Source organism: Enterobacter sp. T2 (assembly GCF_010692925.1).
GTDB classification, from domain to species: domain Bacteria; phylum Pseudomonadota; class Gammaproteobacteria; order Enterobacterales; family Enterobacteriaceae; genus Enterobacter; species Enterobacter kobei.
In genome coordinates, this window is sequence record NZ_CP048736.1 from 3,650,418 (window position 1) to 3,663,811 (window position 13,394).

Annotated in this window: 15 protein-coding genes; 7 read left to right on the forward strand and 8 right to left on the reverse strand. The window is 54.1% G+C overall.

The features are described 5' to 3' along the window. Position 1: 1 nt before the first annotated feature. Genes yfiR through G0034_RS17510 form a run of 3 tightly spaced genes read left to right on the forward strand, consistent with a single transcriptional unit; the run spans position 2 to position 2,201 of the window. Positions 2 to 490 (forward strand): regulatory sequestration protein YfiR, encoded by a 489-nt coding sequence (gene yfiR / locus G0034_RS17500; RefSeq protein WP_072093817.1) that lies wholly within the window; start codon positions 2 to 4, stop codon positions 488 to 490. Next, positions 483 to 1,703, forward strand: a complete 1,221-nt coding sequence (gene dgcN, locus G0034_RS17505) for a diguanylate cyclase DgcN/YfiN (RefSeq protein WP_063862288.1) — start codon at positions 483 to 485, stop codon at positions 1,701 to 1,703. Before yfiR ends, dgcN begins: the two co-directional genes overlap by 8 nt. A 12-nt stretch (positions 1,704 to 1,715) precedes the next feature. Next, positions 1,716 to 2,201: an OmpA family protein gene (locus G0034_RS17510; RefSeq protein WP_014884874.1), complete on the forward strand. Its 486-nt coding sequence runs from the start codon at positions 1,716 to 1,718 to the stop codon at positions 2,199 to 2,201. 2 nt (positions 2,202 to 2,203) lie between these two features. Here the strand turns inward: G0034_RS17510 and G0034_RS17515 are convergent, their stop codons facing one another. The 7 genes from G0034_RS17515 to ffh form a co-directional block, all read right to left on the reverse strand. Further along, entirely contained in the window at positions 2,204 to 3,574 is a 1,371-nt protein-coding gene (locus tag G0034_RS17515) for a PepSY-associated TM helix domain-containing protein (RefSeq protein WP_179121143.1), read from the reverse strand. A gap of 38 nt (positions 3,575 to 3,612) precedes the next feature. Further along, the gene (locus tag G0034_RS17520) at positions 3,613 to 4,017 is read right to left on the reverse strand and encodes a DUF2946 domain-containing protein (RefSeq protein ID WP_014884876.1); all 405 of its coding nucleotides are present in this window, start codon (positions 4,015 to 4,017) and stop codon (positions 3,613 to 3,615) included. Between the two features lie 132 nt (positions 4,018 to 4,149). Then, positions 4,150 to 4,497, reverse strand: a complete 348-nt coding sequence (rplS, locus tag G0034_RS17525) for a 50S ribosomal protein L19 (RefSeq protein WP_002914145.1) — start codon at positions 4,495 to 4,497, stop codon at positions 4,150 to 4,152. A 43-nt stretch (positions 4,498 to 4,540) separates the two neighbouring features. Then, positions 4,541 to 5,308, reverse strand: a complete 768-nt coding sequence (gene trmD / locus G0034_RS17530) for a tRNA (guanosine(37)-N1)-methyltransferase TrmD (RefSeq protein WP_014884877.1) — start codon at positions 5,306 to 5,308, stop codon at positions 4,541 to 4,543. A 31-nt stretch (positions 5,309 to 5,339) separates the two neighbouring features. Then, on the reverse strand, positions 5,340 to 5,879 hold the full coding sequence (gene rimM / locus G0034_RS17535; protein WP_028014127.1) for a ribosome maturation factor RimM: 540 nt from the start codon (positions 5,877 to 5,879) through the stop codon (positions 5,340 to 5,342). A 15-nt stretch (positions 5,880 to 5,894) separates the two neighbouring features. Beyond that, positions 5,895 to 6,143, reverse strand: coding sequence for a 30S ribosomal protein S16 (gene rpsP / locus G0034_RS17540; RefSeq protein WP_003863133.1), 249 nt, complete (start codon positions 6,141 to 6,143; stop codon positions 5,895 to 5,897). Positions 6,144 to 6,259: 116 nt separating this feature from the next. Beyond that, positions 6,260 to 7,621, reverse strand: a complete 1,362-nt coding sequence (gene ffh, locus G0034_RS17545; protein ID WP_014884878.1) for a signal recognition particle protein — start codon at positions 7,619 to 7,621, stop codon at positions 6,260 to 6,262. Between the two features lie 166 nt (positions 7,622 to 7,787). Here ffh and G0034_RS17550 point away from each other — a divergent pair, with 166 nt between their 5' ends. Together G0034_RS17550 and G0034_RS17555 are read left to right on the forward strand one after the other, a co-directional pair. Further along, positions 7,788 to 8,579 carry a cytochrome C assembly family protein gene (locus G0034_RS17550; protein ID WP_014884879.1) on the forward strand — a complete coding sequence of 264 codons (792 nt, stop codon included), beginning with the start codon at positions 7,788 to 7,790 and terminating at the stop codon, positions 8,577 to 8,579. Between the two features lie 18 nt (positions 8,580 to 8,597). Next, positions 8,598 to 9,884 carry an HlyC/CorC family transporter gene (locus G0034_RS17555; protein ID WP_032629440.1) on the forward strand — a complete coding sequence of 429 codons (1,287 nt, stop codon included), beginning with the start codon at positions 8,598 to 8,600 and terminating at the stop codon, positions 9,882 to 9,884. Positions 9,885 to 9,936: 52 nt separating this feature from the next. Here G0034_RS17555 and grpE read toward each other — a convergent pair whose 3' ends face one another. Then, the gene (gene grpE, locus G0034_RS17560; RefSeq protein WP_014884881.1) at positions 9,937 to 10,530 is read right to left on the reverse strand and encodes a nucleotide exchange factor GrpE; all 594 of its coding nucleotides are present in this window, start codon (positions 10,528 to 10,530) and stop codon (positions 9,937 to 9,939) included. Positions 10,531 to 10,652: 122 nt separating this feature from the next. Between grpE and nadK the strand changes: the two genes are divergently transcribed. Continuing rightward, positions 10,653 to 11,531: an NAD(+) kinase gene (gene nadK, locus G0034_RS17565; RefSeq protein ID WP_008502500.1), complete on the forward strand. Its 879-nt coding sequence runs from the start codon at positions 10,653 to 10,655 to the stop codon at positions 11,529 to 11,531. Between the two features lie 85 nt (positions 11,532 to 11,616). Then, on the forward strand, positions 11,617 to 13,278 hold the full coding sequence (gene recN, locus G0034_RS17570; protein ID WP_014884882.1) for a DNA repair protein RecN: 1,662 nt from the start codon (positions 11,617 to 11,619) through the stop codon (positions 13,276 to 13,278). Positions 13,279 to 13,394: the final 116 nt, after the last annotated feature.

Genomic DNA, 13,394 nt, shown 5'->3' on the forward strand with positions numbered 1-13,394 from the left:
AATGCTGTTTCTTATGGTGGGCCCGGCGACGGCAGGCGCGCTCACGGAGACGGATAAATCGGTACGTTCGATTGTCTCGGGGATTGTGAGCTATACGCGATGGCCGTCCCTTTCCGGACAGCCCAGGCTTTGCATTTATGCCACCTCTCACTACACGCACGCACTCAGCGGCAATGAAGGGCATACCGAGTTACCCTACACTCCCGTTATTGTCCGTAACGATCGGGAAGCCCTGGACGCGACGTGCGATGCTGTTTATTTCGGGTCTGAACCGCCGGCAAAACAACTTGAATTAATAAGTCAATATCAGGGCAGAGCATTGCTTTTAATCTCAGAGCAAAATCCGGAATGTGTTATTGGCAGTGCTTTTTGCCTGATAATCGAACGTGGCCAGGTGCGGTTTTCCGTCAATCTGGATGCATTGTCGCGCAGTGGTGTCAGGGTCAATCCCGATGTATTAATGCTTGCACGGAATAAGCAGCATGGATAAAGATTTCACCTCGATGCCACGTCCAACGTTTAAAAGAACGCTGAGGCGAAACAGCATGATAAGCGTCATCATCACGATGACGCTTATATGGCTGTTACTCTGTTTTGCTTCCGTCGTGACGTTAAAACAATACGCGCAAAAGAATCTCGAATTAACCGGCGCCACCATGAGCCACAGTCTTGAAGCCTCTCTGGTTTTCAACGATTCGTTGGCCGCCAACGAAACCCTCGCAGCCCTGGGTAAGCAGGGGCAGTTTGCCGTAGCAGAAGTCATTAACGTACACAAAAAGCGTTTTGCATACTGGTCCTGGAATCCGAAGGATAATAACGACACGCTGGGGGCGCTGGTCAGCCGCTGGCTTTTCCCTGTACCGATTGCACAGCCAATCATGCATAACGGTTCGATGATCGGCGAAATTCGCCTTACCGCGCGTGACAGCCTGATTAGCCACTTCATCTGGATGTCGTTTGCCGTTCTTACCGGCTGTATTCTTTTTGCCACTGTCGTCGCGATCGCCATTACCCACTCTCTGCATCACGGCATGGTCACTGCCCTGCAAAACATCACCGATGTGGTGCATGACGTCCGCACAAACCGTAATTTCTCCCGACGGGTGAAAGATGGGCGTATCGAAGAATTTCACCAGTTTGGTGAAGACTTCAACAGCCTCCTGGATGAGATGGAGGAGTGGCAGCTTAAGCTTCAGGCGAAAAATGCCCAACTATTGCGTACCGCCATGCACGATCCGCTCACCGGCCTTGCTAACCGCGCAGCGTTTCGTAACAGCATTGCGGCACTGATGAACGACCCTTCGGCGAGAATAAATTCGGCCCTGCTCTTCCTTGATGGTGATAATTTTAAGTTTATCAATGACACCTGGGGACACGCGGCAGGAGACTGCGTGCTGATTGAAGTCGCCAGCAGGATGGTGGAATTTGGCGATAAGCGCCATCAGTCCTATCGCCTTGGCGGTGACGAATTTGCCATGGTGCTGTACGGCGTTCATTCTGAGCTTGAAGTTCAACACATTTGTGCTGCGTTATCACAGCAGTTTATCCGTCCGTTTGATCTGCATAACGGACAAAAAGCATCGATGTCACTCAGCATTGGCTTTGCTCTGGCGTGGGAAAATGCGTCCGTTGAAGCATTACTGGAAAAAGCCGACCGCAATATGTACCAGGTCAAAAACCAGCGTACAAAAACAATAAGTTAGAAAGGATATACTATGTTAAAACGATACTTCGCGCCGTTAGTCCTGGCCTCACTGGTTCTGGCAGGCTGTCAGTCGCCGCCTGAAGGTAAATTCACGCCAGAACAAATTGCAGCGATGAAGTCCTACGGTTTTAACGAACTGAACGGCGACTGGTCCCTGGGATTATCGGATACCATTCTGTTTGATAAAAATGACGCCAGACTCCGTTCCGAAAGTGAAACACAGATTCAATCCATGGCCGCTCGTCTGGCGAAAACCGGCCTGAATCACGCTCGAATGGATGGTCATACGGATAATTACGGCGAAGAAAGTTACAACGAAGCGCTGTCGTTAAAACGTGCCAATGCCGTTGCCGACGCATGGGCGAAGGGAGCGAATATCCCGCGCGAGAATCTCACCACCCGGGGATTAGGCAAAAAATACCCGATTGCGAGCAACAGTACCGCGCAAGGGCGCGCTGAAAACCGCCGGGTATCAGTGGTTATCAGCACGCCATAGGGTTATTTAGCGGATGATTCGGCGAGCGACACGCCTGTTGCCGCTCGCCAGCGTAGCCAGTCGATCAGAATAAACAGCGCCAGACTCATCCCCATAACAGGCAAAGCCAGCCCCAGTAGCACGCTGATGATGAGCGTAACACCTCTTCCCCATCCTGACAGCGCCAGCCAGCACTGACAAAGCGTTTGTACCGGATTGACTGTCGATTGTGCCGGGCGACGCATCCACCACATCCGGTACCCCCAGATGATAAGCACGCACAGGGCAAGCCCGAAGGCAACGAGCAGCAGCTGATTCACCAGCCCGAATAAAATCCCCATATGGAAATCTACGCCCCAGCGGGTCAGTTTTGCCATTAGCGGGAAATCCTCAAAACGGGTTCTGTCCAGAACCTGCATCGTACCGGGATCAACCGCAACCGCATCCACCTGAGTTGGCCAGCTGCGATCGATTTCCGTCACGGTCCAGGCACGGTCCGCCGTTTTCGCCGGGCGGATCTCAAGCTTGCTGGCATCAATCCCCGCTTTACGCGCCGCGCTTAATACGCCATCAAATTGCGTCAGATCCATCGCCATTTCAGGCATCATCATGCCAGCATGGTGACCGCGATGCTCCGCGTGTTCGTCCATCATGGCAGGCGCACCTGAAAGCGTAGTGTTCACCTGAGGCGTAAGCCAGTTCATTTGTGCCCGGAGTTTATCGACGTTTCCGCCCGCCCACTGCGACCACGTCAGGCCGGTTGCGGAGAACAACAGCATTCCGCCCAGCAGGATCCAGCCTAATACCACATGCACACGACGACGGTTCTGGAAGCGGTTGTTAATTCGCCGTTTCGGTCGGGTATAAAACCACAGGGCAATACCGCCCAATGCGGCAACCCACATCCACGACGCGGCCAGTTCGCTATAGAGACGCCCGATATCACCCAGCATCAAAGAGGTATGCAAATAATCAATGGTCTGGCGCAGCGGTAAAATCCCGCTGGTGCCGTACACCGTCATATCCCCCAGCACCGCCAGATTTACCGGATCGACAAAGATAGCCCGGTTTTCCGATGGCCCCAGCGTCGGGTCAGCAAACATCACGCGGGTGGTTTCGCCTTCAACCAACCCCGGACGAACGGCGTGCAAACGCAAATCTGAACCCACGATTTTTTCCGCCACGGCAATTTGGTTCGCCAGCGGATGCGGCTCGCCCGCGGAATCGGTGTGGAGCGCGTGCCGATAGAGGACATTTTCCAGCTGTGGCGTCGCCACATACAGCGTACCGGTTAACGCAGCGAAGAAGATAAACGGGCCAACAAACAGCCCGATGTAGAAATGGAGGCGACGCAGCAGGTTTCCCCATGCCGCGCGCGGTGTGCAGGTAGTCATACTTTTCCTTTTTAAGGCAAAAAGTTATCGATATTTTTTTAAAGGGAGAAAGCAGACTGCCGCGGCGGCGCGCGGGTATCGGGGTAAAGCCAGGGGAAAAAGTGCCAGTGGCTGACCGCCTGACGCGGCGGCTTAAGGCGAAGCCGTTGCAGCACCACGCAGAGCAGGACGATCAGCGCCAGCATCATGCCAGGTACATGCGCTAACAGCACGCAGTAACCGCACGCTTCCGCATGGTCGACAGGCATCGTATGCGGCGTATCGCCATGATGCGCGTCCATCGACATCATGCTCATGTCATGATGCATGCCCGGCATGGCACTCATGGGATCTTTCTGCAAGGAGACGGAGATAAGCGGCGCGATCACGATCAGCAGGATCGCAAACAGCGCGGTCAAGGCCGCTGCGCGTTTCCAGGTGTGCTGATGCAGTACGTTGCCCACTTTCCCTCCATTCAAGAGGCAAGCATTGTAAATGATTTATGACAAAAGGGTTAATGCGAGAGGTGCGATGCGATAAAAAAAGGGCCGGCCTTTCGGCCAGCCCTTTCTAACAGGATGTCGCTTAAGCGAATCTTAGTTCAGACGCTCTTTAATACGAGCAGACTTACCAGTACGCTCACGCAGGTAGTACAGTTTAGCTTTACGTACAGCACCACGACGTTTAACAGCAATGCTGTCAACTACCGGAGAGTGAGTCTGGAAGACACGCTCAACGCCTTCGCCGTTGGAAATTTTACGAACAGTGAATGCAGAGTGCAGACCGCGGTTACGAATAGCGATAACCACGCCCTCGAATGCCTGCAGACGTTTTTTGGAACCTTCAACAACCCATACTTTCACTTCCACGGTGTCACCTGGACGGAAGGAAGGTACGTCCTGCTTCATCTGCTCTTGTTCAAGTTGCTTAATAATGTTGCTCATAATTTAATCTCTTATCCTGGGTAAACTGATATTCGGGAGCGTATTACGCCTTCCCATCATGTTCATGCTGCTGGTTCGCGTGTTCAGTTTTGAACTCGGCCAGCAACTTTGCTTGCTCTTCAGTCAGAGCCAGGTTTTCCAGAAGTTCAGGTCTTCTAAGCCAGGTTCGGCCCAGCGACTGCTTCAAACGCCAGCGACGTATCTCGGCATGGTTTCCAGACAGTAACACCGCCGGGACTTCCATCCCTTCTAACACTTCAGGACGAGTATAGTGTGGGCAGTCCAGCAACCCATCGGCAAAGGAATCTTCCGTTGCCGAAGCTTCATGGCCCAGTACACCCGGAATGAACCGGGCAACGGAGTCAATCAGCGTCATCGCTGGTAACTCACCACCGCTGAGAACGTAATCGCCGATAGACCATTCTTCGTCAATCTCGGTTTGAATTACGCGCTCATCTATCCCTTCGTAGCGACCACAGACCAGAATCAGCTTTTGATTCGTCGCCAGTTCGCTCACGCCCGCTTGATCAAGCTTGCGTCCCTGAGGTGACAGATAAATCACCTTTGCGCCTTCACCTGCCGCGGCTTTTGCTGTGTGAATGGCATCCCGCAAGGGTTGCACCATCATCAACATCCCCGGTCCGCCGCCGTAAGGACGATCGTCCACGGTACGGTGCCGGTCATGCGTGAAGTCACGAGGACTCCAGCTCTGGATGCTCAGCAGGCCATTCTTTACTGCCCGGCCAGTTACCCCGTAATCGGTAATCGCGCGGAACATTTCAGGAAACAGGCTAATTATGCCAATCCACATAGCGCCGTCTTTTACCGTTTATCCGGAGAATTTAAAAACCAGGATCCCAATCTACTTCAATGGTTTGAGTAGCGAGATCGACTTTCTTGATAACCTGTCCATCGAGGAACGGAACCAACCGCTCCTTGATGCCAAATGCATCTTTCAGGTTTGCCTTAATGACGAGAACGTCATTTGACCCGGTTTCCATCATATCGATGACTTTTCCCAGGCTGTAGCCTTCGGTAGTGACTACCTGGCAACCCATAAGGTCTTTCCAGTAGTAGTCGCCCTCTTCCAGCTGCGGCAACTGCGACGAATCCACGACAATTTCACAATTAGTCAGCGCATTCGCGGCATCACGATCGTCAATGCCTTTCAGCTTGATGATGATGTCCTGATTGTGGTGACGCCAGCTTTCCAGCTCGACCTCTTCCCACTTACCGGCTTTCTGGATAAACCAGGGCTGGTAATCAAAAATGCTATCAGCGTCTTCAGTGGAGGAAAACACTCTGAGCCAACCACGGATACCGTAGCAAGAACCCATTTTTCCCAATACGATCGGTTCAACAGGTGCTTTATTGCTCATCATGACCACCGTGACAGATTAAGCTGCTTTGTTTGCTGCTTTGATCAGCGTAGCAACGCGATCGGAAACAGTAGCGCCCTGGCCAACCCAGTGAGCGATACGATCCAGATCCAGACGAGTTTCTTCTTCTGCGCCAGCGGCCAGTGGGTTGAAGAAACCAACGCGCTCGATGAAGCGACCGTTGCGTGCATTACGGCTGTCAGTGACAACAACCTGGTAGAACGGACGCTTTTTAGCGCCGTGACGAGCTAAACGAATAGTTACCATAACATCCTCTTGTGTGAATAAAACAACCGGGCCCCATCGAGGAACGGAGCCCGGGTGTCATATTAAAAGCCCGAAAATTTTACTCATTTTCGGGCAAAAAGCAATCTCAAAAGCGATTATCGCCCAGGAAAGCCGGGTGGCATCATGCCTTTCATCCCGCGCATCATCTTCGCCATGCCGCCTTTCTTCATTTTCTTCATCATGCGCTGCATGTCGTCGAACTGTTTCAGAAGGCGGTTAACGTCCTGCACCTGCATGCCGCAACCGGCTGCGATACGGCGTTTACGGGAACCTTTGATGATGTCCGGGTTAGCGCGTTCTTTCAACGTCATCGAGTTGATGATCGCCTCCATACGCACCAGCACTTTGTCATCCATCTGCGCTTTCACGTTGTCTGGGATCTGCCCCATGCCCGGCAGTTTGCCCATCAGGCTGGCCATGCCGCCCATGTTTTTCATCTGGCGCAACTGCTCAAGGAAGTCGGTCAGATCGAAACCGTCGCCTTTTTTCAGCTTGCTGGCGAGTTTTTCCGCCTGCGCACGGTCAACCTTACTCTCGATATCTTCAATCAGCGACAGCACGTCGCCCATGCCGAGGATACGTGAGGCAATACGATCCGGGTGGAACGGCTCCAGCGCTTCGGTTTTCTCGCCCACGCCGAGGAATTTAATCGGCTTACCGGTGATATGGCGAATCGAGAGCGCCGCACCGCCGCGGGCGTCGCCGTCCACTTTGGTCAGCACCACGCCGGTTAACGGCAGCGCTTCGTTAAACGCTTTCGCGGTATTCGCCGCATCCTGACCGGTCATGGCGTCGACAACAAACAGGGTCTCTACCGGGTTGATAGAGGCATGCACCTGCTTGATCTCATCCATCATCGCTTCGTCAACGTGCAGACGACCGGCGGTATCCACCAGCAGCACGTCGTAGAATTTCAGCTTCGCCTCTTTCAGCGCGGCGTTAACGATGTCGACAGGCTTCTGGGCCACGTCTGACGGGAAGAAATCCACACCAACCTGCTCGGCCAGGGTTTCCAGCTGTTTGATCGCCGCCGGGCGATAGACGTCCGCAGAGACCACCAGCACTTTTTTCTTGTGCTTCTCACGCAGGAATTTACCCAGCTTACCGACGCTGGTCGTTTTACCCGCCCCCTGCAGGCCCGCCATCAGCACCACGGCCGGTGGCTGAGCCGCCAGGTTAAGCACCTGGTTCTCTTCGCCCATCGCCGAAACCAGTTCGTTACGAACGATTTTGACGAACTCCTGACCCGGGGTCAGGCTCTTGTTAACTTCATGACCAACCGCCTTCTCTTTAACGCGGTTGATAAAATCACGAACAACCGGCAACGCGACGTCTGCTTCCAGCAGCGCCATGCGCACTTCGCGCAGCGTTTCCTTGATGTTCTCTTCAGTAAGGCGTCCGCGGCCGCTGATGTTGCGCAGCGTGCGCGACAAACGATCGGTTAAATTATCAAACATTGTCTCTCGCCTGAGTAGAAACGTTGGGCCGCATTGAGCGACACATACACAGAATTTTGCCGGAGTATAACATGAAGGCGTCTTTGTTGTTATGCAACGGTTGGAGCAGGCGTCACGTAACGTTATACTGCTTCTCTTTCTTATTAAGACAACTGTCGATGCCTATATGCCTGTTTTCGCACTGATCGCCCTTGTTGCCTACTCTGTCAGCCTCGCGCTGATCGTTCCCGGACTGCTGCAAAAAAACAGCGGCTGGCGGCGCATGGCTATTCTTTCCGCGGTGATCGCACTGATAAGCCACGCGTTTGCGCTGGAATCACGTATCATCCCCGGCGACGGCAGCGTGCAAAACCTGAGCGTCCTCAACGTCGGCTCGCTGGTCAGTTTGATGATCTGTACGGTAATGACCATCGTGGCGTCTAAAAATCGCGGCTGGCTGCTGCTACCGATTGTCTATACCTTCGCGCTGATCAATCTGGCCTTAGCCACCTTTATGCCCAATGAATTCATTACGCATCTGGAAGCGACGCCGGGGATGCTGGTGCATATCGGCCTGTCGCTGTTTGCCTACGCGACGTTAATCATCGCGGCGCTTTACGCCATGCAGCTCGCCTGGATTGACTACCAGTTGAAAAACAAAAAGCTGGCGTTTAACCATGAAATGCCGCCGCTGATGGTCATTGAGCGTAAGATGTTCCACATCACCCAGGTCGGGGTGGTGCTGCTGACGCTCACGCTCTGCACAGGCCTGTTCTACATGAAGAACCTGTTCAGCGTGGAGAATATCGATAAAGCGGTGCTCTCCATCATCGCGTGGTTTGTCTATATTGTCCTGTTATGGGGCCATTATCATGAAGGCTGGCGCGGTCGCCGCGTGGTCTGGTTCAACGTCGCGGGGGCGGGCATTCTCACCCTTGCCTATTTTGGCAGCCGCTTCATACAGCAATTTGCTGGCTAAGAAACAAAGGAGTTCCCCCTGGAACACATCTCTACCACCACGCTGATCGTTATCCTGATCGTCATGGTGGTCATCTCCGCCTATTTCTCCGGCTCGGAAACCGGCATGATGACCTTAAACCGCTACCGGTTACGTCATCGTGCCAAGCAGGGTAACCGTGCCGCACGTCGCGTTGAAAAACTGCTCCGCAAGCCGGATCAACTGATAAGCCTGGTGCTCATCGGTAACAACCTCGTCAATATTCTTGCCTCTGCTCTGGGCACCATCGTCGGTATGCGCCTGTACGGCAACGCCGGGGTCGCTATCGCCACCGGTGTGCTGACGTTTGTGGTACTGGTGTTTGCTGAAGTGCTGCCTAAGACCATCGCCGCGCTTTACCCGGAGAAAGTCGCCTACCCGAGCAGCTTCCTGCTGGCGCCGCTGCAAATCCTGATGATGCCGCTGGTCTGGTTGCTGAATATGGTGACGCGCGTACTGATGCGCATGGTGGGCATCAAAGCCGATGTCACCATCAGCAGCGCGCTCAGCAAAGAGGAACTGCGCACCATCGTGCACGAATCCCGCACGCAGATTTCCCGGCGCAATCAGGACATGCTCCTGTCGGTGCTGGATCTGGAAAAAGTGAGCGTGAACGACATCATGGTGCCGCGGAACGAAATCGTCGGCATTGATATCAATGACGACTGGAAAGCCATCGTCCGCCAGCTGACGCACTCCCCGCACGGGCGCATCGTGCTCTATCGCGACTCGCTGGATGACGCCATCAGCATGCTGCGCGTGCGTGAAGCGTATCGTCTGATGACCGAGAAAAAAGAGTTCACCAAAGAGGTTATGCTGCGCGCCGCCGACGAAATTTACTATGTGCCGGAAGGAACGCCGCTCAGCACGCAGCTGGTTAAATTCCAGCGCAACAAGAAAAAAGTCGGCCTGGTCGTCAATGAATACGGCGACATTCAGGGACTGGTGACGGTCGAAGATATTCTGGAAGAGATAGTCGGCGACTTTACTACGTCAATGTCGCCTTCCCTCGCGGAAGAGGTCACCCCGCAAAACGACGGTTCAGTGCTGATTGACGGGAGCGCGAACATTCGCGAACTCAATAAAGCCTTTAACTGGCATTTGCCGGAAGATGAAGCGCGTACGATTAACGGGATGATTCTGGAAGCGCTGGAGGAGATCCCGGCGGCAGGCACGCGGGTGCGCATTGAGCAGTACGATATTGATATCCTGGACGTGCAGGATAATATGATTAAGCAGGTGAAGGTTCTGCCCGTCACGCCGCTTCGGGAAAGTATTGCCGAATAAAATTGTAGGCCGGGTAAGGCGAACGCCGCCACCCGGCACTACAGGTAGCAAATTACGCTTTCGCTTTCGCCACGGTCACCATCGCAGCGCGAATGGTACGGCCGTTCAGGGTATACCCTTTCTGCATCACGCCCAGCACTTTACCGGCTTCAATCTCTTCAGATTCGACCATCGCAATCGCCTGGTGGACGTTTGGATCCAGCGGAACGTTGGTATCGGCAATCACTTCCACGCCAAACTTACGCACCACGTCGAGCATGGATTTCAGCGTCAGTTCGATACCTTCGATCATCGCCGCATTGTCCGGGTTCGCTTTATCAGCCACTTCCAGGGCGCGATCGAGGCTATCAATCACCGGCAGCAGTTCGTTGACGAATTTCTCCAGCGCGAATTTATGCGCCTTCTCAACGTCCTGCTCGGTACGACGACGCAGGTTTTCCATTTCCGCCTTAATGCGCAGAACACTTTCGCGTTCGCGATTCTGTGCTTCTACCAGTTGGGCTTCCAGATTCGCAATTTTTTCATCGCGCGGGTCCACCTGCTCAGCAGATGCGTCTGGCTCTACTGCCTCAACTTCATCGTGCTGTTCCGTGATAATTTCTTCAGGGGCTTGCCCCTCAGGCGTTTTCTGTTCTTTACTACTCATGAATTTCTCCGCGTTTTTCTGCATTCATCTCGCTAACTTCGCTTATTATGGGGATCAGTTTCCTGGATTCAAGGGAACAAGAGAGATTGTCATCATTCATCAGGCACAAGGACCTCCAGAAAATGAATAATCATTTCAGGTGTATTGGGATCGTCGGGCATCCGCGTCACCCTACCGCATTGACGACACATGAAATGTTGTATCGCTGGTTGTGTAGCAAAGGCTATGAAGTGATGGTCGAGCAGCAGATTGCGCAGGAGCTGCAGCTCAAGAGCGTCAAAACCGGCACGCTGGCAGAGATTGGTCAACAGGCCGATCTCGCCGTGGTGGTGGGCGGTGACGGAAACATGCTCGGTGCCGCACGCACGCTGGCGCGCTATGATATCAAGGTTATCGGCATCAACCGAGGCAATCTCGGCTTTTTAACCGATCTCGACCCGGACAACGCGCAACAGCAACTGGCTGACGTGCTGGAAGGTCACTATATCAGCGAAAAGCGCTTCTTACTGGAAGCGCAGGTGTGCCAGCAGGACTGCCAGAAGCGCATCAGCACCGCGATTAACGAGGTCGTACTTCACCCCGGTAAAGTGGCGCATATGATTGAGTTCGAAGTCTATATCGACGAAATCTTTGCCTTCTCGCAGCGCTCTGACGGGCTGATTATCTCCACTCCAACCGGCTCAACCGCCTACTCACTTTCTGCGGGAGGCCCCATTTTGACCCCCTCGCTGGATGCCATTACCCTGGTGCCAATGTTCCCGCACACGCTCTCCGCCCGCCCGTTGGTCATCAACGGTGACAGCACGATACGTCTGCGCTTCTCGCACCGCCGTAACGACCTGGAGATCAGTTGCGACAGCCAGATTGCGCTGCCGATCCAGGAAGGTGAAGATGTTCTCATTCGCCGATGCGATTACCACCTGAACCTGATTCACCCGAAAGATTACAGCTATTTCAACACATTAAGCTCGAAGCTCGGCTGGTCAAAAAAATTGTTCTGATTTTACATCCAGGACTTTACTGTATAAAAAACCAGTTTATACTGTATGAAAACACAGTCATGGTTTTTCATACAGGAAAACAATTATGCTGGCACAACTGACCATCAGCAACTTTGCCATAGTTCGTGAGCTTGAGATCGATTTCCACAGCGGCATGACGGCGATCACCGGGGAAACCGGTGCGGGTAAATCCATTGCCATTGATGCCCTCGGCTTGTGCCTTGGCGGCCGCGCCGAGGGAGACATGGTGCGCAGGGGCGCAAACCGCGCCGACCTGTGCGCCCGCTTCTCCCTGAAAGACACGCCTGCCGCCCAGCGCTGGCTCGAACAGAACCAGCTTGAAGATGGGCGTGAGTGTTTACTTCGCCGCGTGATCAGCAGCGACGGCCGTTCCCGTGGTTTTATCAACGGCACGGCGGTCCCCCTCTCTCAGCTTCGCGAACTCGGCCAGCTGCTTATTCAGATCCACGGTCAGCACGCGCATCAGCAGTTAGTCAAACCAGAACAGCAGAAAGCATTGCTTGATGGCTATGCGGGTGAGTACGCGCTTACTCAGCTCATGGCAGAACACTACCGTCTGTGGCATCAGAGCTGCCGGGAGCTGGCTCAGCATCAGCAGCAAAGCCAGGAGCGCGCCGCGCGTGCGGAGCTGCTGGCGTACCAGCTTAAGGAGCTGAACGAATTCAATCCCCAGGCGGGTGAGTTTGAGCAAATCGACGAGGAGTACAAGCGCCTCGCCAACAGTGGCCACCTGCTCTCAACCAGCCAGAATGCGCTCAATATGCTCGCTGATGGCGAAGACGCGAACCTGCAGAGCCAGCTCTATAGCGTTCGTCAGCTGATCACCGAGCTGGCTGGCATGGACAGCAAACTCTCTGGCGTACTGGATATGCTGGAAGAGGCCGCGATTCAAATCTCAGAAGCCAGTGACGAACTGCGCCACTACTGTGAGCGTCTGGATCTCGACCCGAACCGTCTGTTTGAACTGGAACAGCGCATCTCCCGTCAGATCGCCCTGGCGCGTAAGCACCATGTTACGCCGGAAGAGCTGCCGGGCTACTATCAGGCTCTGCTGGAAGAGCAGCAGCAGCTTGACGATCAGGCTGACTCGCAGGAAACCCTTTCTCTGGCGGTGAACCTGCATCATGAACAGGCGCTGGCCACAGCGCAAAAGCTGCATGAAATCCGTCAGCATTACGCTCAGGAACTCAGCCAGCACATCACCGACAGCATGCATACCCTGGCAATGCCGCACGGTGTATTCACCATTGATGTTCGCTTTGAAGAGCATCACCTGACGGCGGAAGGTGCGGATCGCATTGAGTTCCGTGTCACCACCAACCCGGGCCAACCGCTACAGGCTATCTCCAAAGTCGCCTCCGGCGGCGAGCTGTCGCGTATTGCGCTGGCGATTCAGGTTATTACCGCGCGTAAAATGGAAACCCCGGCGCTGATTTTCGATGAGGTGGATGTCGGGATCAGCGGTCCAACGGCGGCGGTTGTCGGCAAACTGCTGCGTCAGTTAGGCGAATCAACGCAGGTGATGTGCGTCACTCACCTGCCGCAGGTTGCGGGCTGTGGTCATCATCACTTTATTGTCAGCAAAGAAACCGATGGCGAAATGACGGAAACGCACATGATGCCGCTCGATAAACGTGCACGTCTGCAGGAGCTGGCACGCCTGCTCGGCGGCAGTGAAGTCACGCGTAATACGCTCGCGAACGCGAAAGAACTGCTGGCGGCATAAACTTTTTCGGGATCTCAGGGTCATAGAGAACAACAAAAACGCCGCCAGACCGGTTTCAAAGTGGGGCAAGGTCTATTATCATCGGCATATTACATATGAGCCGCGTTCTGCTCGGG